The organism is Maritalea myrionectae DSM 19524 (assembly GCF_000423365.1).
Lineage (GTDB): Bacteria > Pseudomonadota > Alphaproteobacteria > Rhizobiales > Devosiaceae > Maritalea > Maritalea myrionectae.
On the sequence record NZ_AUHV01000003.1, the window covers coordinates 298,205 to 322,340 of the forward strand.

27 protein-coding genes are annotated in these 24,136 nt (G+C 52.7%); 8 read left to right on the forward strand and 19 right to left on the reverse strand.

Features of this window, described 5'->3' with window-relative positions:
• Window positions 1-8 precede the first annotated feature (8 nt).
• Window positions 9-752: an SIMPL domain-containing protein gene (locus G549_RS0107425; protein WP_027834500.1), complete on the forward strand. Its 744-nt coding sequence runs from the start codon at window positions 9-11 to the stop codon at window positions 750-752.
• A gap of 38 nt (window positions 753-790) precedes the next feature.
• Here the strand turns inward: G549_RS0107425 and G549_RS19440 are convergent, their stop codons facing one another.
• From G549_RS19440 to G549_RS0107450, 4 genes are all read right to left on the reverse strand, one after another.
• Window positions 791-1,615, reverse strand: coding sequence for a sulfite exporter TauE/SafE family protein (locus G549_RS19440; protein WP_051213531.1), 825 nt, complete (start codon window positions 1,613-1,615; stop codon window positions 791-793).
• Entirely contained in the window at window positions 1,616-2,092 is a 477-nt protein-coding gene (locus tag G549_RS21255) for an ankyrin repeat domain-containing protein (RefSeq protein ID WP_051213532.1), read from the reverse strand.
• 4 nt (window positions 2,093-2,096) lie between these two features.
• Window positions 2,097-3,500 (reverse strand): RimK family alpha-L-glutamate ligase, encoded by a 1,404-nt coding sequence (locus G549_RS0107445; protein WP_027834501.1) that lies wholly within the window; start codon window positions 3,498-3,500, stop codon window positions 2,097-2,099.
• A gap of 74 nt (window positions 3,501-3,574) precedes the next feature.
• Window positions 3,575-4,210 (reverse strand): helix-turn-helix transcriptional regulator, encoded by a 636-nt coding sequence (locus G549_RS0107450; RefSeq protein WP_036221688.1) that lies wholly within the window; start codon window positions 4,208-4,210, stop codon window positions 3,575-3,577.
• Between the two features lie 100 nt (window positions 4,211-4,310).
• Between G549_RS0107450 and G549_RS0107455 the strand changes: the two genes are divergently transcribed.
• Both G549_RS0107455 and G549_RS0107460 read left to right on the forward strand, forming a co-directional pair.
• Window positions 4,311-5,750 (forward strand): MFS transporter, encoded by a 1,440-nt coding sequence (locus G549_RS0107455; protein ID WP_027834503.1) that lies wholly within the window; start codon window positions 4,311-4,313, stop codon window positions 5,748-5,750.
• An 8-nt stretch (window positions 5,751-5,758) separates the two neighbouring features.
• On the forward strand, window positions 5,759-7,210 hold the full coding sequence (locus G549_RS0107460) for an MFS transporter (protein ID WP_027834504.1): 1,452 nt from the start codon (window positions 5,759-5,761) through the stop codon (window positions 7,208-7,210).
• On the opposite strand, the gene G549_RS0107465 is transcribed toward G549_RS0107460, so the two are convergent.
• The 3 genes from G549_RS0107465 to G549_RS19445 form a co-directional block, all read right to left on the reverse strand.
• Window positions 7,193-7,402 carry a hypothetical protein gene (locus G549_RS0107465; RefSeq protein ID WP_027834505.1) on the reverse strand — a complete coding sequence of 70 codons (210 nt, stop codon included), beginning with the start codon at window positions 7,400-7,402 and terminating at the stop codon, window positions 7,193-7,195. The two genes, G549_RS0107460 and G549_RS0107465, sit on opposite strands and share 18 nt — an antisense overlap.
• Window positions 7,395-7,697, reverse strand: a complete 303-nt coding sequence (locus G549_RS0107470) for an HlyU family transcriptional regulator (protein ID WP_027834506.1) — start codon at window positions 7,695-7,697, stop codon at window positions 7,395-7,397. Before G549_RS0107470 ends, G549_RS0107465 begins: the two co-directional genes overlap by 8 nt.
• A gap of 494 nt (window positions 7,698-8,191) precedes the next feature.
• Window positions 8,192-8,905, reverse strand: a complete 714-nt coding sequence (locus tag G549_RS19445) for an MBL fold metallo-hydrolase (RefSeq protein ID WP_169449625.1) — start codon at window positions 8,903-8,905, stop codon at window positions 8,192-8,194.
• Window positions 8,906-9,033: 128 nt separating this feature from the next.
• Here G549_RS19445 and G549_RS0107480 point away from each other — a divergent pair, with 128 nt between their 5' ends.
• Window positions 9,034-9,393: a winged helix-turn-helix transcriptional regulator gene (locus G549_RS0107480; protein WP_027834507.1), complete on the forward strand. Its 360-nt coding sequence runs from the start codon at window positions 9,034-9,036 to the stop codon at window positions 9,391-9,393.
• Here the strand turns inward: G549_RS0107480 and G549_RS0107485 are convergent.
• Window positions 9,390-9,980 (reverse strand): TetR/AcrR family transcriptional regulator, encoded by a 591-nt coding sequence (locus G549_RS0107485; RefSeq protein WP_027834508.1) that lies wholly within the window; start codon window positions 9,978-9,980, stop codon window positions 9,390-9,392. The two genes, G549_RS0107480 and G549_RS0107485, sit on opposite strands and share 4 nt — an antisense overlap.
• Window positions 9,981-10,061: 81 nt before the next feature.
• Here G549_RS0107485 and G549_RS0107490 point away from each other — a divergent pair, with 81 nt between their 5' ends.
• The gene (locus G549_RS0107490; RefSeq protein WP_027834509.1) at window positions 10,062-10,691 is read left to right on the forward strand and encodes an NAD(P)-dependent oxidoreductase; all 630 of its coding nucleotides are present in this window, start codon (window positions 10,062-10,064) and stop codon (window positions 10,689-10,691) included.
• A gap of 37 nt (window positions 10,692-10,728) precedes the next feature.
• On the opposite strand, the gene G549_RS0107495 is transcribed toward G549_RS0107490, so the two are convergent.
• Both G549_RS0107495 and G549_RS19450 read right to left on the reverse strand, forming a co-directional pair.
• The gene (locus G549_RS0107495) at window positions 10,729-11,151 is read right to left on the reverse strand and encodes a hypothetical protein (RefSeq protein ID WP_027834510.1); all 423 of its coding nucleotides are present in this window, start codon (window positions 11,149-11,151) and stop codon (window positions 10,729-10,731) included.
• A 59-nt stretch (window positions 11,152-11,210) separates the two neighbouring features.
• Window positions 11,211-11,642, reverse strand: a complete 432-nt coding sequence (locus G549_RS19450; RefSeq protein WP_051213533.1) for a MarR family winged helix-turn-helix transcriptional regulator — start codon at window positions 11,640-11,642, stop codon at window positions 11,211-11,213.
• Window positions 11,643-11,729: 87 nt separating this feature from the next.
• Here G549_RS19450 and G549_RS19455 point away from each other — a divergent pair, with 87 nt between their 5' ends.
• Window positions 11,730-12,245, forward strand: a complete 516-nt coding sequence (locus tag G549_RS19455) for a GNAT family N-acetyltransferase (protein ID WP_051213534.1) — start codon at window positions 11,730-11,732, stop codon at window positions 12,243-12,245.
• A 19-nt stretch (window positions 12,246-12,264) separates the two neighbouring features.
• Here G549_RS19455 and G549_RS0107510 read toward each other — a convergent pair whose 3' ends face one another.
• Genes G549_RS0107510 through G549_RS0107520 form a run of 3 tightly spaced genes read right to left on the reverse strand, consistent with a single transcriptional unit; the run spans window position 12,265 to window position 14,419 of the window.
• On the reverse strand, window positions 12,265-12,636 hold the full coding sequence (locus G549_RS0107510; protein WP_027834511.1) for a GFA family protein: 372 nt from the start codon (window positions 12,634-12,636) through the stop codon (window positions 12,265-12,267).
• Between the two features lie 54 nt (window positions 12,637-12,690).
• Entirely contained in the window at window positions 12,691-13,812 is a 1,122-nt protein-coding gene (locus G549_RS0107515; RefSeq protein ID WP_156905510.1) for a saccharopine dehydrogenase family protein, read from the reverse strand.
• Window positions 13,802-14,419 (reverse strand): DUF4166 domain-containing protein, encoded by a 618-nt coding sequence (locus G549_RS0107520; RefSeq protein ID WP_027834513.1) that lies wholly within the window; start codon window positions 14,417-14,419, stop codon window positions 13,802-13,804. The genes G549_RS0107515 and G549_RS0107520 overlap by 11 nt, the downstream gene beginning before the upstream one ends.
• A gap of 41 nt (window positions 14,420-14,460) precedes the next feature.
• Between G549_RS0107520 and G549_RS0107525 the strand changes: the two genes are divergently transcribed.
• Window positions 14,461-14,925: a DUF2269 family protein gene (locus G549_RS0107525; RefSeq protein WP_027834514.1), complete on the forward strand. Its 465-nt coding sequence runs from the start codon at window positions 14,461-14,463 to the stop codon at window positions 14,923-14,925.
• Window positions 14,926-15,023: 98 nt separating this feature from the next.
• On the opposite strand, the gene rpoD is transcribed toward G549_RS0107525, so the two are convergent.
• The 5 genes from rpoD to G549_RS0107550 form a co-directional block, all read right to left on the reverse strand.
• A complete protein-coding gene (gene rpoD, locus G549_RS0107530; RefSeq protein WP_027834515.1) occupies window positions 15,024-17,009 on the reverse strand; it encodes an RNA polymerase sigma factor RpoD in 1,986 nt (661 codons plus the stop codon).
• A gap of 184 nt (window positions 17,010-17,193) precedes the next feature.
• The gene (gene dnaG, locus G549_RS0107535) at window positions 17,194-19,122 is read right to left on the reverse strand and encodes a DNA primase (protein WP_027834516.1); all 1,929 of its coding nucleotides are present in this window, start codon (window positions 19,120-19,122) and stop codon (window positions 17,194-17,196) included.
• Between the two features lie 9 nt (window positions 19,123-19,131).
• Entirely contained in the window at window positions 19,132-20,328 is a 1,197-nt protein-coding gene (locus G549_RS21260; RefSeq protein ID WP_027834517.1) for a hypothetical protein, read from the reverse strand.
• A gap of 106 nt (window positions 20,329-20,434) precedes the next feature.
• The gene (locus G549_RS21265) at window positions 20,435-20,956 is read right to left on the reverse strand and encodes a GNAT family N-acetyltransferase (protein ID WP_051213536.1); all 522 of its coding nucleotides are present in this window, start codon (window positions 20,954-20,956) and stop codon (window positions 20,435-20,437) included.
• Between the two features lie 2 nt (window positions 20,957-20,958).
• Window positions 20,959-21,411: a GatB/YqeY domain-containing protein gene (locus tag G549_RS0107550; protein WP_027834518.1), complete on the reverse strand. Its 453-nt coding sequence runs from the start codon at window positions 21,409-21,411 to the stop codon at window positions 20,959-20,961.
• Between the two features lie 261 nt (window positions 21,412-21,672).
• Between G549_RS0107550 and carA the strand changes: the two genes are divergently transcribed.
• Entirely contained in the window at window positions 21,673-22,860 is a 1,188-nt protein-coding gene (carA, locus tag G549_RS0107555; RefSeq protein ID WP_027834519.1) for a glutamine-hydrolyzing carbamoyl-phosphate synthase small subunit, read from the forward strand.
• 41 nt (window positions 22,861-22,901) lie between these two features.
• On the opposite strand, the gene G549_RS0107560 is transcribed toward carA, so the two are convergent.
• The gene (locus G549_RS0107560; RefSeq protein ID WP_027834520.1) at window positions 22,902-24,068 is read right to left on the reverse strand and encodes an acyltransferase family protein; all 1,167 of its coding nucleotides are present in this window, start codon (window positions 24,066-24,068) and stop codon (window positions 22,902-22,904) included.
• Window positions 24,069-24,136 lie beyond the last annotated feature (68 nt).

Here is a 24,136-nt window from a genome sequence, read left to right on the forward strand (position 1 = left end):
GATGGAAAATGTATAAAGCGATCCTGCCAATTACAGCGGCAATCAGCCTTGCCGCCCTTGCCACCCCTGCTGCATTTGCAGAGGAAAAAGACTATATCTCGACCATCAGCATCCAAGGCGTGGGCGATGTTTCGGCCGTGCCGGATATGGCAACGGTCACCTCAGGCGTCGCCACAGACGGCGAGACCGCGCGCGACGCACTTACCGCCAATTCCGAAGCAATGGCCGCTCTGATCGACGTCCTCAAAAGCTCCGGCGTTGAAGATAAGGACATCCAGACCTCTGGCTTTTCTGTGCACCCAAACTATGTGCATACCGACAAGCGCGACGCAAACGGCTATCGCATGCCGCCAAAAATTATCGGCTACCGCGTTTCAAACAATGTCACCGTTGCCATTCGCGATTTGGATAGCTTGGGCGGCGTGCTCGATGCAGCCGTTACCGTGGGGGCCAACACCATCAATGGTGTGAATTTTGGCGTGTCCGACACCGATGAATTGATGAAACAAGCGCGTCAAAACGCCATGAAGGACGCGATTGAGAAAGCCGAGCTTTATACATCTGCGGCCGGTGTTGACTTGGGCAACATCATGAACATTTCAGAAAATCAGAGCTATAGCCCCGCGCCGATGATGAAAATGGGTGCGCGCATGGAAATGGCTGACGCAGCAATGGCTGTGCCGGTTGAAGCTGGCGAAATGACTTATTCTGTCACTGTGAATGTACAGTGGGAAATTGACCAGGCCGAATAGGCTGGACCAAAAGCGCGTGGCTCACTGGGCGGCGCGCTTTATCCGCTGATCGCTTTCAAGATCATCCGCGTGCCAACAATCAGCAAATAGATCGTGAGTACCCGCTTCAGCCAAACGCCTGACAAACGATGGGCAATGGCTGCCCCCACGGGGGCAAACAAAATGGCCCCAACCGCAAGCGCCAGAAACGCGGGGAAATACACATAGCCAAGGGCATAATCAGGCACACCCGCCACGCCCCATCCTGACAGCACAAAGCCAAGCGCACCAGGCACCGCGATAAACACACCAAGTGCCGAACTTGTGCCCACCGCCTGGTGCACGGTGCGCCCAAGCGCTGTCATTGTCGGCACGCTCAATGAGCCGCCACCAATACCCATCAAAGATGAGATATAGCCAATGATCGCCGCACTGGTGCGGTGCGTTCGAGCAGAATCGGACAGGTGCTCCATCAGCTTTTTCTGAATCGGCACCACCGAGTTCACCGCGATCAAAATCGCCATAATGCCGAATATCAAGCGCATCACCAAAGAGGAGTAAAAACCTGCGCTAATGCCCGCCAGGAACGAAGCCACAACCATAAAGGGGGCCCACAATTTCAGCAATTCACCGGATACGGCACCTTTACGGTGATGGGCAAGCGCGCTCGACGTGCCCGTAGGCACGATCACTGCCAACGAAGTGGCCACCGCGACATGCAAAATCACCGCTTCATCCATGCCGCTCGCTGCAAAAATGGTGGTCATCACCGGCACCATCACAATGCCTCCGCCCACGCCCAGCAGCCCAGCAATGATCCCAGCCGCCACGCCAGCCAGCGCCAGCGCGCCATATTCAAAAAACAACGATGTCAATAAATCCATCTATTCACTCATTGCCGTGCGCAGCATTTCCAAAATGATTTCCCGCTCTCTTTGCGGTTGCCGACACGTATCGTCAAGCGCAGTTTTGTCGTCTTTGCCCTTTTTATGAGGATTTGCACCCGCTTCCAGCAACAATGATACCGTGTTGATGCTGCACCAGCTTGCCGCATTTTGCAGCGGCAAACGTCCGTCGCTATTGGCTGCGTTTGGATTGGCACCCGCTTGCAGCAACACCAATGTTACTTCGGCGCCACCTTTCGGGCCCGCCGCGATATAAATAAGTGGGCCAGCGCTTTCCGAAACATGGTTGGGGTCTGCCCCCTCCTCCAACATCTTTTTCACCTTCAGGGCGGCATTGTCGCGCACGGCCTGCTCCAACTCGGTGGGCTTGCCGGGCCGCTCCACACATGCAGAAAGCCCCGCCAACAACAGCGGAAACGTCAACAACAGCATCAAACGGCTTAACCGAAACAGCATCGCTCTACTCAGCTTGTGGCACGTCCTGAAGCGCCGGCGGCGATGGACGCGCATATTCAACCACATAGTCGATAACTCTGCCGCTCAGGTCAAGACCCGTCGCGCTTTCAATGCCTTCCAGCCCGGGAGAGGCATTGACCTCCATCACCACAGGGCCCGCGTCAGTACGCATTAAATCGACCCCGGCAAAACGCAATCCCAGCGCCTTGGCTGCCCGCAACGCCATTTGTCGCTCTTGCTTGTTGATTTTGACCTTTTGGGTCACGCCCCCTTGATGGAAGTTGGCCCGAAATTCGCCCGTTTTGGCCACCCGGCGCACCGCAGCAATCACCTTTTTGCCCAAAACCATGATGCGCAAATCTGCATTGTCTTCTGCCTGCAAAAACGGCTGAACCAGCAGCTTTTCATCAAGGTCATCAAACGCATCCAACAAACTCTTGGCCATTGTCTTGTCCGGGGCAAACAATACCCCACGACCACGTTCGCTTTTACGCGATTTGAGCACATACGGTCCCTTGCCCGCTTTGCGCACCATGGCACGGCCATCGCGCCCATGAAACGCGCTAAAGGTTGAGGGCACATCCAACCCGGCTTTGGCCAAATATTGGTAGCTCCACAATTTATCGCGCGCGGCCGCAATGGACGAGGCCCCATTCAACACATAGCTGCCCATCAACTCGAATTGCCGCACAACGGCCAACCCATGCTGCGTGATCGGTGTGCCAACGCGCGGGATCACCGCGTCATAACGTGGCAAAAGTTCGTTTCGCAGAAACAAGGTTGGGTTTTGCGCATCCACTTGCAACGTGCAGCGCGCAATATCAACCAGATCGACTTGGTGCCCCTTTTGCTCAATCGCTTCCACCAAACGCTGCGTGGAATAAGCATTCGGCGCGCAGGTTAAAATACCGATGGAAAGATTTTTGGTGGTGCTTTCCGCCAAATGATGACCATAAAAATCACCCTCAGGCACACCATTGATGCAGGCGCCAAACGGGTCGACCATAATCCGCCCTTCCATGGCGGTGCGGCCCAGCAACATGCGATAATTCATGGTTTCACGATTGGTCAAACTCAATTCAATTGGCCAGCTTTGGCCCGCCAAATGCAGCTCCACCTGAACAAAGGGACGCATTTCGGCCATGCCGTTGGAGGAAATCACTTCCCGATACGCTACCAAGGGCGCATTGCACCACACGTGAAGTTTAGGATCATCAGCCAGCGGCTGCACACCGAAATGAATATGTGTTTGCCCATCAATTTCAATCTCTTCATAGGCAAAACTATGTAGCGCTGATGTACGTGCACCTGTATCGACTTTCGCCAAAATCGCCGGCAGGCCAATATCTGGCATGCCAATCCACTCTTCCCAGCCAACTGCAATTTTTGGCTTAGCGGTTTCCGCCATAAACGCCTCTCAAATGGGTCAGTTTTATGCAAAGGAATCTGTTCCTTCGCGAAATTTGTCCCACTAGATCAAACTTAGTGCGCTTCTACAATCCGATATGTGCAGCGCCGCGCGCCACTCACAATGTGGCTCTCGCGGGCCACGCGCACATCATCGCCAAGAACATCACGAAATAGGTTCAGTTCTGAGCGACAAAATCCCTGGCACGTGGTCGCTGCCACGCAAATGGGGCAGTGATTTTCATGCAAAAAATAGCCATCATCGCAAGGCTCAACCTCGGTCATATAGCCCTCGCGCTCGCGCAAGTCAGCCAACGCTTCCACCTTGCCCTGCAGGGTGGGTTGCGCCGCCACCTTGTCGCGATAAAGGTCAAATGCTTTGCGTTCACGCACGGAAATCAGCTTGTCGATGCCCTCTTGACCATAAATATCCTGAATAGAGCCCAAAAGCTCCATGGTCAGATCAGAATGGCGATCAGGGAACCGCGAATGGCCCTTTTCTGTCAGCTTCCAATATTTCTTGGGTCGCCCCACTGATTCGCGGCGGTCTTCCCCCATCACCAAGCCTTGGTCCAACAGCTTTTCCATGTGCTGACGCACCGCTACAGGCGTTGTGCTCACGGCTTCCGCCAAGCTCACCGCTGTTTGTCCACCTCGTGATTTGAGGAGATAGAGCAATCGCTCAATCGTTTTATCTTCGCTATGCTTCATGCGCTTTTCCATTGTTGAAGGGATTTAATAAAAAAAGATTTGACTTGTCAAATCACCTTTCTAATATAAGGCAAGTTTTTTCTTATTAAATAGAAGCGCCATGACCGATCAGTCCAACGATGCCAACGCTGAAAAGACCTCATTTGCAGATCTGCTTAAAGAGGGGCGTGCGTTGCTGACACTAACGTTGATCATCGCCATTGGCTCCCACGCGATAAACATTTTCGCGGTGCGCACAGTGTTGCCCACGATCGTCGCAGACATTGGCGGCGCGAAAATCTTGTTTTGGTCAACCGCGCTTTTTTCACTGATGGCCATTTTGGGCGGCATGCTCACCATCAATCTTAAATCCAGCATTGGCGCCCGCCAGAGTTTTTATCTCGCCGCTATTCTGCTGGTGATTGGCTCCGCCATCGGCGGGTTTGCGCCGATCTTTGAAGTGATCATCATTGGGCGTGGCATCCAGGGTTTTGCCGAAGGCATATTGGTTTCCCTTGCCTATATGGTTTTGGCCGAGAGCTATAAGGGCAATTTGATGACCCGGATGATCGGCATATTGGCCATTGTGTGGGCACTCGCAGCTGCCATCGGGCCCATGGCTGCCGGCATATTGGAGCATTTTTTCACTTGGCGCGGCACCTTTTTGGTCAATTTTGTCATCGGCCTGGTGATTGCCATACAGGCCTTTTTTGCAGTGCCCGACACCAAACGATTGGGCGCCGCAACCAAGCCCGACATGCGCGTTTTGCTGCCGCTAATTCTGGCCATCACCATCCTGTGCTTTATTGGCCAGTTCACCGACCCCTTGCCCATCGCCGCTTTGCTGATCGCGGCCGCGGGCCTGGTTTTCATTGGCTTGCGCGCCGAGCGCCACAGCAAGCGCCGTATGCTGCCTCTTCGCCTGTTTGATCCGCGTAGCCCGGTGGCCATTGCCTATATGGTGACCCTGCTGGTCAACGTCCTGAACACAGCGAACGCGCTTTACAACGTGGCCTATGTGCAAACGCTTTGGAACATAGATTTGACTCTGGCCGGGTACATGACCGCCCTGCCCGCCGCGTTCTGGACTGTTGGCTCCTGGTCGGTCTCTGGCGTGTCCACCTATCAGGCCCAGCGCCGTTGGATCATCATCGGCATTTATGCCATTTGGCTCAGCGTTGCCCTCAGCGCTATTGCCCTCAAGCTTGCCAGCCTGCCCCTGTTCCTGCTTTCCCTGACCCTTTTGGGTTTGGGGTTGGGTTGGCAAAACATCTTTATTGAAAAAATCGCCGTGCAGTTTGTGCGCGGTCGAGAGCGCGACCGGGCCGCCGCCATGCTGCCCCCTATGGATAATGCTGCGTCTGCCTTTGGCGCCGCATTGGCTGGCTTGGTCGCCCTCAATATTGCCCTGATCAACCCCGATGCACCCAATGGCCTATTCACCGCAGATGGGGTACAATCTTCCGCACCATTGATGTCAGTGCTGTTCTTTGTGCTGCACACGCCAATGCTGGTTCTGCCGCATATCCTGCCCAAAACGCCACCGCGCAAAATCACCTAGGTTCGCCCATGCTCACCACTGCTGACACAGATCCAAAAGCCGGTATTTTCTCCACCGCTTTTCTGCCCATCACCCTGATGAACATTCTGGTGGTCACCTCCCACGCGGTAAATGGCTTCATCACCACCGTGATCGCCCCCTCCATTGTGGTGGATTTGGGTGGACGTGAACTGATGTTCTGGCTGTTTGCCCTCTTCCAAGTCGGCTCCATCAGCGCTGGCGTGATGGCGGGCAATTTTAAAGTGCGGTTTGGCGCACGACCCATTTTTGTGGCCGCAGCCACCCTTCTGGCCGTCGGCTCGATCATGGGCGGTCTTGCCAACAGTCTCGCCTTGGTCATCTTGGCCCGCGGTTTGCAAGGGCTGGCCGAAGGCATGTTGATCTCTTTGGTCTATGTGGTCATCGCCGATCATTTACCCGCCCGGCTGCTGCCGCGCATCTTTGCCCTTAGTTCAACCTTATGGTCTGTCGCCGCCGCCGCAACACCTCTTTTTGCTGGGCTTCTCACACAATATGTGTCCTGGCGTGTGGCATTCTTGTTCAACCTGCCGCTGGTTTTGATTCTCATCCTATTGGCCTACAAATTTTTGCCAAAAGCCACCCAATCGGCAGACGAGCCAAAACCATTTCCAGTGCGCCGACTGTTGTTGCTGGTCGCCGCCCTTTTGATCACTGGCTTTGCCGGGCAGATGACCAATACGGGCTTACTGGCACTGATCATCGCCGCCTCCAGCACCCTGATGGTTGTGTTCGCAGCATTGGACCAAAAAGCGGCAGAACGCTTTATGCCGCCCAACCTGTTTTCCCTGCGCACCAATATGGGCCGCAGCTTCACCATGCTCGGCCTCTTTTCCATCGGCGCATCCGGCCGCACGGTTTATATCGTTGCGCTGCTGCAATCGATTTGGTTCATGTCACCGCTGGCCGCAGGTTACACCGCAGCTTCGCTCGCCTTTTCGTGGACATTGGCCGCATGGACATCCAATCGCATTGAACGCATGTCGCTGCGCATCGCCTTTATTCGCATGGGGGCAACCTTGATCATGACAGGTGGTTTACTGAGCGCGTTCGCGGTGTGGCAAGGCTATTTCTGGCTGGTCCTTGCTGGACTGATCACCACTGGTTTGGGATATGGCTCGTCCAGCCCGTTGATCCGACAAATCATCATCACCCAATCGCCACGTCAGCACAAATCCATCGCGTCAGGCGCCATGACACCCATTCAATTTACAGGCGCTGTATTTGGCGCCGCCATCGCAGGCTTTTGCGCCATTGCGTTTGGCTTGTTTGACGGAGCTGTGGCAGGGGAGATTTTCACCGTAGAGGCCGCGCGCAATGCAGGGGCGGCACTCCTAATGGTGTTCACGGCATTCCCCGCCTTAGGCGTCTTGATCAGCCTTGGCCTCACAACCACTCCCGACCATGAAGAGGTCGAACAGGAATCAGAGGCGCTTGCCTAGAAAATCTGCAACAACGGTCGCCACGAAGAAGATCGCCATAAAGGTCAAAATCGTAATGGGATTGAAACGGCCATCAATAAAAAACACCAACCCACCGAAAATCACGGCAGCAATTACCGCATATAAAAGTCGATTCAATAGATGATGTTTAAGGCTGCGTTTTTCCGGTCCCCGACTGGACGGATCAGACATTCTCTCCCCCATCAAAAAGCGTTTTGCCACGCTCCCGGATGATCTGTTCACCCTTGGCCAAGGTCGCTTTTTCCGCCATGTCTGCGCTGGTCAATTTATCCGCACGAATAAACTGCACGGCATCCATATCGCCATTTTCATGGGTGCGTTCAATGCGGCCGCAAAGCTGATATTCTTGCCCAGCTCTCATCTCAATGGCCACAATGCGCAGTCCTTCAACAGTGGTTTCACCCAAAATCTTTGGGCCAGATTCAGCCTTATCACCGCCACCGAATAGTTTTTTAAAAAAGGACATAGTGCACTCCGGGATTTGATTTGGTCCCGCTTATAACACGGCTTTTCATATGGCCAAACCGTCTCGGTTGTAACCTTAACCCCGCGCTAAGTTTTAAACGATATTCAAAGGCCTCCATCGGTTGGTTGCGCCTGATAAACTGATTCAACAAACTGCGCTAAACATTTGAAACCAGATTCATTTTCTGGATTCGCCCATCATATGGCGCAAACAGACATTCGATTCGCGTATTTGAGCATTGACGCAAATCCAGCAGACTTCGCCATCCTGACAATCTGATTCAAGAAACTGGCCTAACCCATTATGCTTGAATCATTTATTGCGATTGAGGTTAATTGACCCCATCCGCAAGTTGGCCGATTCCGAACAAACCCAATCACAGAAAATCTGTGAGTCATTACAGAATCTTATCCCGAATTCGGCCAATTCTACCATTCACTGTGGTCGTTGCCCGCATGTTTTAACGGCCACATTGCTGCCAAAACCGGCCAAAACTAAAGATTCCGCAGCGCATGGATATGCCGCTCGACTGCCTTTGTGCTCAGCCTAAAGCCGTGCCCCAAATGAAAATCTGTGCTGCCCTTGGCCAACAATTGTTCCAACGCTAAGGCAACCTCAAGCGGCTCTTCTTCAAATGGCGGACGCCGTGGCCGATCCACGGGCAGCAAACCGCCCAGTGCAAATCCAGAAGCAATCAGATCGCTCACAAAAGCATGACCATCATCCATCAAAACTGAAATGGACCCCGGCGTGTGTCCCGGCGTAAACACCACTCGACCTTCCAATCCATAAGGGCGCAAGTCCAACTCGTCATGATCATGCATCACAATGTCGGGCGAGAAATAGTCATAGGGCCGCAAAGGAATGCCCCGGCGATAAAGCAAGCGCCCAACCCATCCGGTGGGACACAATTTCATCTCCGCTTCGCCCGCGCAATATTTTGCTTCCGCTTGGTGGATCACCACAGGCGCGCCACTCAGCGCACGCAACTTTGCCGCATTGCCCGCATGGTCCACATGCCCGTGGGTAACGATAATCAATTTGAGGTCGTGCCAGCCCAATCCCAGCTTTTTAAGCTGCGCCGCCACATTATCCTCGGTGCCCATCAACCCCGTATCCACCAGCACGGCGCCCTTGGCGGTTTGCAGCAAAAATGCATTGATCATGCCCAAAGGCAAAATCGGCACACGTTGAATTTTATAGCTCATCATTCATCTCCATTTCCCCCCATTTAGGGCCATGAAAATGCGATGACAATCCGTTACAAATTTGTGCCCTATAGCCATCTGTTGCTGCACGGATTATGCTAAGCGCAGACAATGATAGGCTCGGTAAAATGATTAAAATCGACCCCGCAGAATTTTATGCTGACGAAGTACTCACCTGCCCGGTGGCCGCCGCCGTGCAAACCTTTTCCGGCAAGTGGAAGCCCATCCTTCTGCATATGCTTTGCGAACGGCAAATGCACTTTGCGCAAATTGACCGCGCCCTGCCCAAAGCCAGCAAAAAAGTCCTCACCGAACAATTGCGCGAGTTGGAAGCTGACGGGTTGATCACCCGCACACCGACAGATGAACGCCGCGTTCGGGTGATTTATGCCCTGTCCGCCACAGGCGAAAAGCTCGCGCCGATTTTGGTGCAGCTATATGTATGGCAAAAATCACGCGAAAATGAAGCGCTGACAGAAGCAGCCTAGACCCGGGCCACCAAGCTGGCACGCGCCACCTGTTTCAAATGCTCCACATATTGATCCTGCGTCCACCCGCATTCATGGCGCAACAATTCCCAATTGCGCACGGAAAGCAGCATCCACAAAATATCGGTCGCCTTCTCTTGGCTGAGGTCGGAAACAAGTTGCCCATCCCGCGCCAAGTCGCCCACCACCGCCGCGCAGCCATGGCGCACCGCCTGCATGCGATCCTCCCACGCCACTCGCGCTTCCTCATCGCTATCCATCATGGCCATCAGCGCTTTGCCGATGCCATAGATTTCGGGAATATAATTGCCCCACACGGCCACCCAGGCATCAAGCCGGACCAACCCGGTCGGCGCTGAGCGGCTTTCTCCAAGCCGCGCATCCACATCATTCTTTTCGTCTAGATAACGCGTCGCCGCTGTTAGCAAATCTGCCCGCTTTGGAAAATGCAAATAAACGGCCTGCCGGCTGATCCCGGCTGCCTTGGCAATATCTGAAATGCGCACCGCACTGCCCGTGCCGCTTTCCAACAATTCCACCGCAGACTCCAAAATGCGCGCACGCGTATTGCGACCGTCACTTGACATGGCGTCAATCTCCCGTTAATTGACACGGTGTAAAGTTGTCACCGTGTAAAGTTCACCTTGAGTAACGCAAAGGAACAAGAAATGAAAGTCATAATCTTTGGTGCTACGGGCACAATTGGTCGCTTGGTGGTAGAAGAGGCCCTGGCCGATGGCCATCAAGTCACCGCCTTCGCCCGCACCCCGCAAAAGCTAAATGTACAGCATTCTGCCCTCAACCTTCAGGCGGGCGACGCCACCAACGCCACCGAAGTGGCAGACGCTGTCGAAGGACACGATGCGGTCATTATTACGCTTGGTGCAGGCATGTCACGCAAAAGCCGCATCCGCTCTGTCGGCACCGCCAATGTCATTGCCGCCATGAAGCAGCACGACATCAAACGCCTTATTTGCCAATCCACCCTCGGCGCCCATGAAAGTTGGGAGAACCTCAATTTCTTTTGGAAACGCATCATGTTTGGTGCGCTGCTCGCCCCCGTCTTCAAAGACCATGAATGGCAAGAGGCCATGGTGCGTGATAGCGGCCTCGATTGGACTATCGTGCGCCCCAGTGCCTTTACAGATGATAAGGCCACGGGACGTTTCAAAACCGGCTTTGGCCCGGGGGAACGCAAGCTCACCCTCAAAATCAGCCGCGCCGATGTCGCTGCCTTTATCAAAGACCAGATTTTGGGCACGGACTTTTGCCGCCGCGCCGTCGCGATCTCCAACTGAGGAAAAAGGCGCCCTGCCTGGAGGGCGCCTCCATTCATCATTCTTGCGCGTTTGGTTGCGCCGCACTTTCGTCACCACCAAAAGCAGATTTCATAAATTCATCCTTCATCAAATGCGCCTTCATGGCAGGCAGGCCCAACGCCCGCAATCCGATGACCACCGTGTAAATCAATGTTGCGGTGACCAGCGCATCCAAAAACCACCCAAGCGGCAATGCCGAATGCCCCAAATAGCTGGGGAGCTCACCCAACGCTGGCAAGGTCCAGATGCCAGTGAGACCATGCAACACCAAGGCCATCCAAAAACCAACGCAATAAGGGCAGTGCCATTGCTCATATAAAGAGCGCAACGGCGAAGGCAGCTCCGCGATCAAGCGGTTAAACCAATCGCCCCACTCCGGCAATTTTTCCCAAATCAAAATATATAGGGCCACGCCCATCAAAACCAATTCAATGTTCACATCATTTCCTTTCACCATTCAGTCAGGAAGCCTGACTGACTTTTAAAACCAAATAGAAGCTAGCTTCTATTAGCGGCTGCTTTCATTTCATTTGCGACAGCATGAAGATCATCGGCGGGCAATTCCGACAACAATTGCGCCATCACAGTCGCATAAATGGAATCCCCTTGCTTCAGCAGGGTGCGCCCGTCTTTCGTCAGCAAAATATGCTGGGCCCGCGCGTCATATTGGCAATCGACCCGCTCCACCAATCCACGCTCTTCCAGCTTCAACACCATGGCGCTGGCCGAGGCTTTGCGCACCCCCATCGCCTCCACAACATCTTGCAAATGTTGCCCATGATTGTCCTTGTCTGTCTTATAGGATTCTTGATCCCGAATAGCGCTCAGATATTCAAACTCACTATGGCTCAACGACAATTTTGCTGCCGCCCGCACCCATTCACGATGCGCTTTCCTGTGCGCCAACTCCAAAAACTGAACAAGTAGCATTTCGCCCTCTTAGTTAGTAAGGCTTCCTACCTATCAGAAATCATGATAATGTCAAGTCAGCAAACATTCGCACCACCGGAGCAATCTATGTCCCATTTGCCAGACTTTAAAACAGAGCGCCTGCGCGTCACGCCATGGTCCGGTACCGACCTGAATCGCCTTGATCGCAAAGCGCTCGTCTCAATCCTGACACCGAACGTGTTGAAACATCTGCCCGCGCCACTGCAATTTGATGCCACCACCCAAACCCTTGACGATTGGATCGCTGCACGTTTGGCGGAAAGTGATCTACTGATGATCAGAACAAACAATCCGTCCGCTCTGATCGGTCTTTTGATCCTGGCCAGATTTCAAGAGCCGCCCCAACCACCCCAGATCCATCTGGGCTACCTGTTGAGCGAATACGCATGGGGCAAGGGCTACGCAACAGAGCTGGTTGCCGGGCTGGTCGCATGGTATCGCGCCCAGCACCTGCCAGCCCACCTATGGGGCGGTGTGGAAACGGCCAACCCCGCTTCAGCCAAAGTGCTGCAAAAGGCCGGGTTCCAACGCGAGGCGGGTGAAGCCGCAGAAGGCACAGAGATGTACAAGCTGGTCATTTAAGTCGCCAGCACGCCCTCACCTATGCGCGATCCCACTTAAAACACACTGTGTTTGGAAAATCCGGCAACCAATCTTCGCGCCGCTCAACCCATATTTCATAGTCAGGCACAAACTGGCTGGGCGCATCCAACGCCCCCAAATGCAATTCAATTTCATCATCAGTAACCGCAAAAACTGAACCACCACACTCTGGGCAAAAATGCCGCCCTTGATAGCTTTTGGTCTCCCCAGTCACCTCCACCGCACCAGAGGGAAATATCGCCGCAGCGTAAAACAAAGCCCCATGATGCTTGCGACAATCCATGCAATGACAAACGCCTACCCGATCCGGTTGTCCACTTGCCATCACCCGCACCTTGCCACAAGCACATCCGCCTTTATGCTGGGTCACGCGATTTCTCCCGCTTCTAAACTGCTCCAACTATTAGATGCAGTGTTGCACTCTTCAGCTCAAATTCAAGGCAACCTCACTGCATTCAGATACAACTTCGATGTTAAATCGTTCTAAAGCTTGAAGATATTCAGACAGAGTGATTAATCCACAGCAAGGATACGCCCCCACTGGAAGCTGAACTCCATCCGCGATTTTCTTAGCCAACAGAATTGCCGGGATTGTCGGTATATGCGGGCCATCTCCATCGCGAGCGAGAATAAACCAACGTCGCTCAACTCTTTTGGGGATTTTGTCGGAACTTAAACCAGTCAGAATAACATGCATGCCACCGTCGGCACTTCCCAATCCATTGAACCAGTTGCTCATGCTTAACATGGGAGCTGCAAGATTCTCGAGCGACAACGGAACACCCGCACGAACAAGCCAACTTAGCCCCCATAGCCCAAGGTGCAACAAATCAATTTCCAGCCCCGCAGAAAACTGTATTGACCTAATGTTGTGCCGCACTGGCAATAAATCCAAATCAGGTATCTCGCAGTTCGCCATCCAACGATTACCTAAGCCAGGATATCTTTGACGATAAAGGTCCTGCCATCCAAACACTTGAGGACGAATCCCAGAGAATGGCGCAAGTGGCCTACCAACATAGCCTAAAATCCCCTGTGTTGTTGCGAGTCCGCGTTCTGCTCGTTGGCCCGGCGCAATGCCATATTTCATGTTTTCTATAGTCGAAAACTCATTCCGAAATTCGCTAACAACAGCATCTGAGAGCGCGGGCACTGTGCTCGCACCGGCGATGACAGAAACATCCGCAGATTTAGAAATTTGATCCAACTCAGATATGCCACAAACAAAATCACGGCCATCGGCAAGGTCAATGTAGTGAACATGACGAGTAATAGCTATCCGTGCAACATCATAGTCCTGCCGTTGGAATGGTCCAACAGTGTTCACTATGACATCAGGGCAATATGTCGATAAGGCTTGGTCCAAATCATTCGGGATCGTGAGACAAAGTGGGGTAGCAAAATCCCCAATTTCGTCTGCAAGATTTTTTGACTTTTCCAATGAGCGGCCAGCGATCAAAACTTCAACACCGTCGGCCGCCAAGGCATGGGCGATCCGCTTACCGAAATTGCCATACCCACCCAAAATCATAACTTTATTCGGCAAGCTCAATTTCCTCTATTTCAAATTGGCCCGAGTAAGAATAGATCCGGCCAAATATCGGATGGCGTATAACCATCTCCATTCGAAATGAAGTTTCACTCACAGCCTCTTCCCACGCAGCGGGTTTTCCAATCAACCATGACACAGGTAAAGGCAAATCAACCCGACCAATACGAAGTCGATACCCAAGATGCTGCAGATGGATTCGACCATTTTCAAATGAGTAGCTTGAATGCCACCCGACACCCAATCCGGTCCACTCAATAACTTGGTTGCCTTCGACTGTCTCCACGTAAGAAGAAAACTTCATCTCGGTACTATCGTTGAGCAATATTGTGCGATCATACCAAAAATATGGCCGGTCCGATTTGGTCCTAAATGATACCCTCGCGACCAACTGATCAGCTGAAACTGGAATTAACGTCTTGGTCCATCTAAACAAAAATTCTAACGGGCGAATTAGGGGACTTTGCCAAACCGACATGATTCCAGAAACCCGAACAATATCATCATGCCAAGGACAGTTGGCATAGTGTACTCGGAAGACGGTCGGCAGTGAATCCCAGTTTTTCCCGAAAATGTCCTTAAAAAACGGCTTTCGAACCGACATAAGTATTCACTTCTGCTAACAAATTCAGTCATATGTTTAGCATGGATTATCTGACTTTGAAGTGGATTCACATTTTAAGCTCCACCGTGCTCTTTGGCACCGGGATTGGGCTGGCATTTTATTTTTTTGCGGCACATCGCGTCGGCAACCTGGCGTCTATCCAATTCACCACAAGAATGGTCGTCAAAGGCGACCTAATATTCACCACACCGTCTGGAATCGTCCAGATCATCAGTGGTTTACTCCTCTTGAATGAGTTGGGGATTCCGCTAACCGAGCCATGGATGTCATATGCATTGGCGCTATTCATTTTTGCGGGCCTATGCTGGCTGCCTGTCGTCTGGATACAAATAAGAATGCGAGACATAGCCAATAATGTCTCGCAACTTCAACAACTTCCAGAACAGTATTGGCGTTTGAACAAAATGTGGATCATGCTTGGTTCATTAGCCTTCCCTGCCCTCATTTTGGTGTTTTGGCTGATGGTGAACAAGCCGAACCTCTAATTCGAACAACTCTGCGCACAACCAAATCCAGCATCAACCACAAAAAAGGCGCCCCATCAGGAGCGCCTTTTAATTTCTCAAATCTAAAGCAAATTACCTTAGCTATCCAAGAAGCTACGCAGTTTGCGGCTGCGGCTTGGGTGCTTCAGCTTGCGCAAGGCCTTCGCCTCAATCTGACGGATACGTTCCCGCGTCACGCTGAACTGCTGACCAACCTCTTCAAGCGTATGGTCTGTGTTCATGCCAATACCAAAGCGCATCCGCAACACGCGTTCTTCACGTGGTGTCAGCGAGGCCAACACACGGGTTGTGGTTTCACGCAAATTGGATTGGATCGCAGAGTCGATCGGTTGCACCGCGTTTGAATCCGGGATAAAATCGCCCAAATTGCTGTCTTCTTCGTCGCCAATTGGCGTTTCCAAAGAAATCGGCTCTTTCGCGATTTTCAGCACTTTGCGCACCTTATCCAAAGGCATTTGCAGCTTTTCGCTCAATTCCTCTGGTGTCGGCTCGCGGCCAATCTCGTGCAACATCTGGCGCGATGTCCGAACGATTTTGTTGATCGTCTCGATCATATGCACCGGAATACGGATCGTACGCGCCTGGTCAGCAATAGACCGCGTAATCGCCTGACGAATCCACCATGTGGCATAAGTCGAGAACTTATAGCCCCGGCGATATTCAAACTTATCAACCGCCTTCATCAAACCGATATTGCCCTCTTGGATCAGATCCAGGAACTGCAAACCACGGTTTGTGTATTTTTTCGCAATCGAAATCACGAGGCGCAAGTTTGCCTCAACCATTTCTTTTTTCGCAATGGCGGCTTCGCGCTCACCCTTTTGCACCTTGTGCACAATCTTGCGATATTCGGAAATGTCCATGCCGGTTTCAGTGGCAAGGGTTTTGATTTCTTCGCGCAACTCTTCAATCATGTCGCGCTCGGCCACAGCAAAGTTGGTCCAGCCCGGCTTTGGCAGTGTGGAAATGGTATCCACCCAATCCGGCGCCAGTTCGTTGCCGTGATATTCGGTCAAAAAGTCTTCGCGCTGAATGCCATAGCTTTCCGCCAATCGCAGCAAACGGCCTTCAATGCGCACCAAACCTTTGTTGATGTCATAAAGCTGTTCAACCAGCGCTTCAATCCGGCCATTGTGCAAGGAAAGTGACTTCACTTCCGCAATCACTTCAGCTTTCAGCGAGTTCAGCTTTTTCAACTGTTTGTCGGTCAGCGTGCTGGAGGCCAGCTTTTGCTCAACCTGCTCATCATGCAACTTGCGCAACTTGGCGTAAGTGTTCGCAATCAGATCAAAGGTTTCAACAACCTGCGGCTTAAGCTCAGCTTCCATGGCTGACAATGAGAGGTTGTTTTCAAACTCGTCATCATCATCATCGTCGTCGCTGTTTTCGCCGCCTTCGTCAGACTTTTCTTCAGCCGTTTTTTCCTCAGCCGGCTTATTGGTCTCGCCTTCTGCGGGAATGGTTGGCTCTTCTTTGGCGTCTGGGCCCGCATAGGTTGCTTCCAGATCGATAATGTCGCGCAGCAAAATTTCGCCTTCGGCCAACTGCTCGCGCCAAATAATAATCGCCTGGAAGGTCAAGGGGCTTTCGCAAAGCCCTTCGATCATGGTTTCACGACCAGCTTCAATCCGTTTTGCAATCGCAATCTCGCCTTCGCGAGACAACAGCTCCACTGTGCCCATTTCGCGCAAATACATGCGCACCGGATCGTCCGTGCGGTCTGAACCTTCACGGGCGTTGGATTTAGACGCAACGGCGGTGCCGGTTGCAACTGTAAGCTCGGTGCTGCTGGATTCTTTTTCAGCTTCGCGCTCTTCGGCTTCATCTTCTTCGATCACGGAAATGCCCATTTCAGAGAGCATCGCCATCACATCTTCAATCTGCTCTGAAGAAACCTGATCGGAGGGCAAAACCTCATTGAGCACTTCATAAGTGACATAGCCACGCTTCTTGGCGGCCCGAATCATTTTCTTTACAGATGATGCGGAAAGATCGAGGAGCGGACCGTCTTGAGCTTCGGCGCTGCCTTCCTGCTTCTCGTTTTCCTTAGCCTTAGTCGCCATTCATTGTTCTCCTGAACGCGGGGATGGCAGAATTGCCTGCTTATATCTCGCTCCGAACAAGGGAGGGATATTTGCTCTACCCTAGCGCATATCCAAATCTCATTTCACATTCGTTACCATGGAGAGTATTTGAACGCCAAATACGCGAAAACCGCCGACCGACCCTCCGCTTTTTTTAAAAAGCTTAGAGACCCCGCGTCGAGCGCCCTGATAACGAACCAAACCCTTCAATCAAAGCTTCCGTGCCATCAACACTGGATAGTTGGTTCTGTATGTCGCGTAGCCGTTCATAAGATTCTTCACTTGGGTCATTTCCAAGTGCCAATTCGGCCGCTTTCAGTTCTTTATTTAATCGAACTGATTTATAATGCAAGGCCAAAGCGTGATTTAAGCCGATTTCGGCATCACTTTTGTCCGCTTTTTCCTGTACCTGCCAAATGCCCTGCCGCCGCACTTGGTCATGGATCGTGGCCAGCGCCTCGGTCAAACCGCGCTGTTCAACCGCCTCTTTCAGCTGCGCGGCGGTCACGTTCGGGTCCATCGCCACGGCGTTTACCAACATGTCGAGCATCTGCGTGGCCACTTGGCTGGTTAGTTCCAAATTCGCCAGATCTTCCAAATGTTGCTCGGCCAATTCCGGGTGATTGATCAATCCCAACAAAATAACCGCCTCGCGCGGATGCATGGACCCGACGCTTGTGCTTTTCAGCCGCTGCATCAGGCTCGAGCTCGGCGCATAGCTTTTACGGCCATTGGTCTTAATCGACCCAAAATTTGAATTGCGTCCGCCTCCGCCGCCAGCACCCCGGCGATAGGGCTTGTTCCCTTGCGGCCGGAAAAAGCGATACAGCATGTCATTAAAGGCCTGCCCATAATGCTTTTTCACCGATGGATCAGCAATTTCATTGGCCAAGCCGCGCAGCCGCGCCTCTAACTCGGCCCGCGCTTCCGGCGTTTCCACATTGGCGTTCTGCGTCTCGCGGTTCCAAATCGCTTGCGACAGTGGCACCGCGCTGGCCAGCAGATCTTCAAAGCCTTTACGCCCCTCTGCCTTGATCAGATCATCAGGGTCAACGCCTTCGGGCAGGGTCACGATTTTAGCGCTTTGGCCCGGCTTGAGCATCGGCAACATCACATCCATCGAGCGCCCCGCCGCGCGTTGACCGGCAGTGTCGCCATCGAAGCAAAGCACAGGCGTTGATGTCATTTTCCACAGCAGACCCAAATGCTCATCTGTGAGGGCGGTGCCAAGGGGAGCCACAGCCCCATGGAACCCCGCCTGCACACAGGCAATCACATCCATATAGCCTTCAACCACCACCAGCGGCTTGCCATCATGGGCCGCCTGCCGCGCCATTTGGCCATTATAAAGCGTGCGGCGCTTATGGAAGAGCTCAGTTTCGGGCGAGTTGAGATATTTCGCCCGCGCTTCAGGCGACATTGCTCGCCCACCAAACGCCACCACGCGGCCGCGAAAATCCTCAATCGGAAACATCAAGCGGTTGCGAAATCGATCAAACGGCACGGCAATATCGTCACCCGCCACCAGCAGGCCACAGGCAATCATTTGCTGCGCCGTCACTTGGTTTTGCGCCAAAAACTCTTTCAGCCCATTGCGACTGTCTGGTGCAAAGCCCAACCGGAACTGCTCTTGAATTTTCGGTGACACACCGCGTTCATTCAGATAGCCCCGCGCCCGCGCGCCCACATTTGCAGCCAGCGCCTGTTCAAAATATTGCGCTGCCAAATCCATCACATCATAAAGGCTATTGCGCTTTTGCTGCCGCGCTTCTTGCTGCGGGTCACGCGCGGGCATTTGCACCCCGGCTTGCCCCGCCAGCCGCTCCACCGCTTCTGGAAAGCTCAAACCGCCTTTTTCCACCAGAAAACGAAAATGGTCGCCCGTAACGCCACAGCCGAAGCAGTGATAAATACCCTTGCGGTCGTCAGCGTGAAAGCTCGGCGTCTTTTCCCCATGAAACGGGCAGCAGGCCCAAAAGTCCCCGCGCCCAGGCTGCGACTTGCGCTTGTCCCAAGATACAAATTCGCCCACCACCTGCGAAATATTCAGGCGTTCACGAATCTCATCTAAAAATTGGTCACTAAATCGCATGGTGTCCTATCAATTAAACCACAAGGCGAACATACCAGCTTGGCCGCCCGTCATCCGTGAAAAGCGCTGCATCACATCTGTATCAACAACGCGCCCCTTCTCCATAAAAGGCGCGAATGCGGCACCATGTACCATCAACAGCAGATCGAAATCCCCTGGGTTAGTCAAAAGCTTATTGATGTTGATCCCCACTTGGGTGTCGTCACGCCCCTCGATTCGCCAAAACGGCACCAACGCCTCACCAGCCAACACCGCATCAAGTTCGGCCAAGACATCCTGCCAGCCATCGGCAACCTCCTTTGTCACAGGCACACCAAACGCAGAACTTTGGTTTGGGTTGGGCAACCACTCAGCCTGATCATCTTCTTCCAGCGCCACCAAGCGCCAAAACTCTTTATTAGCGGCAATCATGCCTTGAAAGTGGGTGAGCGCCTTTTGTGTCCGTGCCACTTCCGGCTGACCATGCAACGCGGTAACGATAATGGCGATCGTATCAATAATGTTTTCGTCGCCAAATATCGGATCGCGTTCCAAGATTCCCAATTCACGCATCCGGGTACTACCATCGGTCACCTTCTTGATCGCAGATGTCGGATCAACCGAAAGCACCATTTCTGCCATGCCCTGCATCACACGTGTGTAAGCCAACAGCCATTGCGCGTCGGCACGATCAAACTGCACAATCGGCAACTCTACGTCTGCGGCCTGCCGCATATCAAAGAACCCGGCCATAAACATGCCCATGGATTCGTCAGGCGCGCGCACCCCGTCCTTATCCACATCGAACCACACATCATTCAAATCAATCGTCAGCGCAAGTTCGTCTTCACCTATGTCTGCAAGCGCCCGCTCCGCCTCGGCCAGGCGTTCCAGCGCGCCAGTCAGGCCGATTTCGATAAAGGCGGGGTCAAATTCTGAATTGGGATTTACCCGCAGGACAGTCTGGCCGCCCGGCACCAACGGCAAGCGTCCTGAATAATTTTCATAACGCGAATGCAGCATATATTGTACCGCATCTAACGTGTGCAACGCGCCAAGCATAAAGCTTTTGCGGGCGCTGTTTTCCTGTTCGGCAGCATAATCGAGACCGCTAGAAACGCCCTGTTCTGCCAGAATGGCGCTCAGTTCCGATGGCTGTGCCGCCTGCCCATGGGCACCGCCCGCCAAACCCAAGCTCAAAAAAAGACCTAAAATAAAATGCCGCATGCTCGCCTCCGGGCACCCCGACATTGAGGTGCCATTGTTTCAATAAGTGACAATAGAACTATCTAATGCGCTCGGGAACGGAAAAGCAAATACCCAATGGTGCAAGTCAAACAGGTTCGACGATCAGCATCTGCTCAAGGTGGACAATATCGCCCTCAAAGCCAAATGCCGCGCCACCATCCTGATCAATTCGGGAAACGCCAAAGCCACACTTCTCCAACACGCGGATTGAAGCGGGGTTGGACGATAAAGCGTGCGCCGTGGCCACATCAAATCCATCGTCGCGCAGCTTTTCAAGCGCCTGCCGCACCATGGCGGTGGCCACCCCCTGCCCCGCATGGCTTTGGGCCACGCGATAGCCGAGGTCTGCCCGCTCCCCATCGTAAACAAGGTTCAACCGCGCCACGATGTCATCGCCGTCAAAGACAACATAGTAGGCGCCTCGCCCCGTCTTCGCTTCTTCGCAAAGGATGTTCACCGCTTCCGCCATGCCCTCATCTGTGAGCATGCGCAGTGGTCGCTTGGGCACAAACTCGGCGAAATAATCGCCATTACCCCGCTCAAAGCGCAGCAATGCCGCCACATGACCTTCGGAAATTGGGGTTAGTTGAGGCTCAAATACTGACATGTTTAGCCGTTCAGTTTGGCTTTCACATTTTTGGAGGCTTGGCCAAAATCGATACGGCCCGGATATTTGGCTTTCAAAATACCCACAACTTTGCCCATATCTTTCAGGCTTTGCGCCTCAGTTTGCGCAATGGCCTCGTCAATGGCGGCGTCCACTTCGTCTTCGCTCAAAGGCTTGGGCAAGAAATCCTGAATGGTTTTGATCTCAGCCCGTTCCTGCTCAGCCAGTTCTTCGCGGCCATTTTCGGCGTAAACAGCGGCAGATTCTTCGCGCTGCTTCACCATTTTTTGCAAAATCTGTAAAATTTCTGCGTCGTCCACAGCCTCTTTGCCTTTGCCCCGCGCTTCAATGTCACGATCTTTGATCGCCGCACTGATCAGGCGCAATGTGCCCAATCGACTTGAGTCACGGCTTTTCAGGGCTTGCTTAAGGGCTTGGTTGATTTGGTCTCGCATGAAGCATCATCTTTTGCTGTTGAAACAAGGGTTGAGTTATACCTAAGGCTAACCTTTATGCCAATGCCTCTTTATAAAAACATCTAAGCGACTGAAATTAAACAGTTAAATCTTTGATGGAATCGGTTGATTTTCTGCGCCTGCTCCCTTAGTGTCCATCCGATCCAGACCAAATCGGGTGAGCCTACGCGCAGCTAGACAATGAGCTGCCCTAAAGCCACACCCAAATGGTGGATCGGTTACATTCAGCGATCAAAAGGAATGGCCGAAATGTCGGGTTGGCAAGAAACCAAAGCTACAGCACTTCTAATCTTTCAAGATGGAACAATTGTCGAAGGCCAAGGCCTCGGCGCAACGGGCCATGCGGTCGGCGAAGTGTGTTTCAACACCGCCATCACAGGCTATCAGGAAATCCTGACCGATCTGTCCTATGCCGGACAAATCATCACCTTCACCTTCCCCCACATTGGCAATATCGGTGCCAACGCGGAAGATGTGGAAACAGTGAAAATGGCATCCGCTCCCGGCGCACGCGGTTGTGTGCTCAAAGCCGACATCACCAACCCGTCAAACTATCGCTCAGCCGAACATTTGAACGATTGGCTCAAAGCCAACAATATTATCGGCATTTCCGGCGTCGACACCCGCGCCCTCACCGCCATGATCCGCGACAAAGGTTTTGCCAACGCCATCATCGCGCACGATCCTGAAGGCAATTTCGAAATTGATATCCTGAAAGCCGAAGCCGCCAAGTTTGCAGGCCTCGAAAATCTGGATTTGGCCAAAACGGTTTCGACCGCCCAAACCTACAAATGGAATGAACGCTCTTGGGAGTGGGAAGAACGGGTTATCGATCCGAAGGAAGCTGAATTCCACATTGTGGCTGTTGACTATGGCGCCAAAGCCAACATTTTGCGCTGCCTGGTTGATCAAGATGCAACGGTCACCGTTGTGAACGCTGAAACACCGGCAAAAGACATTTTGGCCCTCAATCCTGACGGCATCTTCCTCTCCAATGGCCCGGGTGACCCGGCCGCCACTGGCGAATATGCGGTGCCGATCATCAAAGAATTGATTGAAAGCGGTTTGCCTATTTTCGGCATTTGCCTTGGCCACCAATTGCTGGCCCTTGCCCTGGGTGCAAAAACCAAAAAGATGCACCAGGGTCACCATGGCGCCAACCACCCGGTGAAGGATTTGACCACCACGAAAGTGGAGATCACGTCTATGAACCATGGCTTCGCTGTGGATGGCGACACTTTGCCAGCAGGCATCACCGAAACCCACAAATCCTTGTTTGATGGATCAAACTGCGGCTTGATGGTTGACGATAAACCGATCTTCTCCGTGCAACACCACCCTGAAGCATCCCCCGGCCCGCACGATAGCCACTATCTGTTTGCCCGCTTTATGGACAATGTGAAATCACACAAAAAAGAGGCGGCATAACCACCTCTTTTAACGAAACAAGTTTGATAGGCGAGCGGGATTTAAGCCATCCCCTCGCCTATTTTTTTGGGCAATAGCCGGCTGATAAACATCAAGATGCCTTCAGCAAACCACTCGGCACCTTTGCGGAACCGCCATTCAAATGCCCAAGAGAATAAGAACGCCGCAATCCCAGTTGAAACAATTGTGAGCGGCAGGCTAATCGCATAACCCAGCGTCGGCGTCATTGCGCGAAGCAACAAATAGCCCAAATTCTCGTGCAGCAGATACCAAGAATAGCTCACTAAACCGACCTGCGTCAGACTTGGTGTGATCAATGGAATATGTGGCAGTCGCCATCCTTCGGCAAAAGACCGAAATAAAACGATGAGCCAGAATGTGATGATCACGGGCAGCAAAGTCCTGGGGCCAAATAAATAGGGCGAAATCCCTGCCGCTTGGCTAAACACCACCAAACTGGCCAAAAGCATTTGTAGTTTGAAAGCGTTTGAAAAATGCCAGCGGCCTTTGGCCAATTGTGCGCCGAGCACACCAAGGGCAAAGAAAGGCAAAAACGGCGCGATCAGGACCAGTCGCAAGCCAGTCGCCACTTTCCATATCGGATCAAACACAAGGCCAGCCCAAAACGTCAATAGCCAGAAAATAGCCAACACCACGCTCAATCGGTGAAAGAATTCCACCAATCGGTTGCTGTTCTTAAACGCCATGGCGCAAAAACCGATCAATGCATAAAACTGCAACTCGACCGTAATCGACCAAAACGAACCATTGACCCATTCAAAAATGCCACCCAAAAACAGCAGATTACCCACCAAATCTGTCCAATTGGGCTGTGTGGGCCTGAAATCGAATTGAGGCAATAGCGGCAACGGCACAATCTGATCCAGCGCGAACAATAAGATCGCCGCGGCCGCAAAGGCCGGATAAATCCGTGAAAACCGTTTGGCGAAAAACCGCCAAATTGTGGGCGCCCGCTCCAACGTGTAGAAAATGCAATATCCAGACAGGATGAAAAAGAAATAGACGCCGACCCAGCCAAAAACGACGGGCAGAGCCAACGGCTCAGCCGCGCCGAAAACAGTCGCTGGCAAGCGCGCTGTATAATGATAAAGGATCACCAGCAGAATGGCCGCAGCGCGGAAAATATCCAGCGTCACATCGCGTTCAGCACCAGCTCGAATAGCATTGTCAGTGTGCGAAACAGTCATTTGCGGTTCCTTGTTCAGTCGCCACCATTATCACTCGCTTCGCACGCGCCTACCATCTTTAGCTTTTG

Coding starts and splice junctions, on each gene's coding strand:
- G549_RS19455 (WP_051213534.1), top strand. CDS start 11,730: ATGTCCCATTTGCCAGACTTTAAAACAGAGCGCCTGCGCGTCACGCCA.
- G549_RS0107485 (WP_027834508.1), bottom strand. CDS start 9,980: ATGTCAAGTGACGGTCGCAATACGCGTGCGCGCATTTTGGAGTCTGCG.
- G549_RS0107465 (WP_027834505.1), bottom strand. CDS start 7,402: ATGTCTGATCCGTCCAGTCGGGGACCGGAAAAACGCAGCCTTAAACAT.
- G549_RS0107560 (WP_027834520.1), bottom strand. CDS start 24,068: ATGACTGTTTCGCACACTGACAATGCTATTCGAGCTGGTGCTGAACGC.
- G549_RS0107450 (WP_036221688.1), bottom strand. CDS start 4,210: ATGAAGCATAGCGAAGATAAAACGATTGAGCGATTGCTCTATCTCCTC.
- G549_RS21255 (WP_051213532.1), bottom strand. CDS start 2,092: ATGCTGTTTCGGTTAAGCCGTTTGATGCTGTTGTTGACGTTTCCGCTG.
- G549_RS0107490 (WP_027834509.1), top strand. CDS start 10,062: ATGAAAGTCATAATCTTTGGTGCTACGGGCACAATTGGTCGCTTGGTG.
- G549_RS0107425 (WP_027834500.1), top strand. CDS start 9: ATGTATAAAGCGATCCTGCCAATTACAGCGGCAATCAGCCTTGCCGCC.
- G549_RS0107525 (WP_027834514.1), top strand. CDS start 14,461: ATGGATTATCTGACTTTGAAGTGGATTCACATTTTAAGCTCCACCGTG.
- G549_RS0107480 (WP_027834507.1), top strand. CDS start 9,034: ATGATTAAAATCGACCCCGCAGAATTTTATGCTGACGAAGTACTCACC.
- G549_RS0107445 (WP_027834501.1), bottom strand. CDS start 3,500: ATGGCGGAAACCGCTAAGCCAAAAATTGCAGTTGGCTGGGAAGAGTGG.
- G549_RS0107455 (WP_027834503.1), top strand. CDS start 4,311: ATGACCGATCAGTCCAACGATGCCAACGCTGAAAAGACCTCATTTGCA.
- G549_RS21265 (WP_051213536.1), bottom strand. CDS start 20,956: ATGTCAGTATTTGAGCCTCAACTAACCCCAATTTCCGAAGGTCATGTG.
- G549_RS0107520 (WP_027834513.1), bottom strand. CDS start 14,419: ATGTCGGTTCGAAAGCCGTTTTTTAAGGACATTTTCGGGAAAAACTGG.
- G549_RS0107550 (WP_027834518.1), bottom strand. CDS start 21,411: ATGCGAGACCAAATCAACCAAGCCCTTAAGCAAGCCCTGAAAAGCCGT.
- rpoD (WP_027834515.1), bottom strand. CDS start 17,009: ATGGCGACTAAGGCTAAGGAAAACGAGAAGCAGGAAGGCAGCGCCGAA.
- dnaG (WP_027834516.1), bottom strand. CDS start 19,122: ATGCGATTTAGTGACCAATTTTTAGATGAGATTCGTGAACGCCTGAAT.
- G549_RS21260 (WP_027834517.1), bottom strand. CDS start 20,328: ATGCGGCATTTTATTTTAGGTCTTTTTTTGAGCTTGGGTTTGGCGGGC.
- carA (WP_027834519.1), top strand. CDS start 21,673: ATGGCCGAAATGTCGGGTTGGCAAGAAACCAAAGCTACAGCACTTCTA.
- G549_RS19445 (WP_169449625.1), bottom strand. CDS start 8,905: ATGAGCTATAAAATTCAACGTGTGCCGATTTTGCCTTTGGGCATGATC.
- G549_RS0107470 (WP_027834506.1), bottom strand. CDS start 7,697: ATGTCCTTTTTTAAAAAACTATTCGGTGGCGGTGATAAGGCTGAATCT.
- G549_RS19440 (WP_051213531.1), bottom strand. CDS start 1,615: ATGGATTTATTGACATCGTTGTTTTTTGAATATGGCGCGCTGGCGCTG.
- G549_RS0107460 (WP_027834504.1), top strand. CDS start 5,759: ATGCTCACCACTGCTGACACAGATCCAAAAGCCGGTATTTTCTCCACC.
- G549_RS19450 (WP_051213533.1), bottom strand. CDS start 11,642: ATGCTACTTGTTCAGTTTTTGGAGTTGGCGCACAGGAAAGCGCATCGT.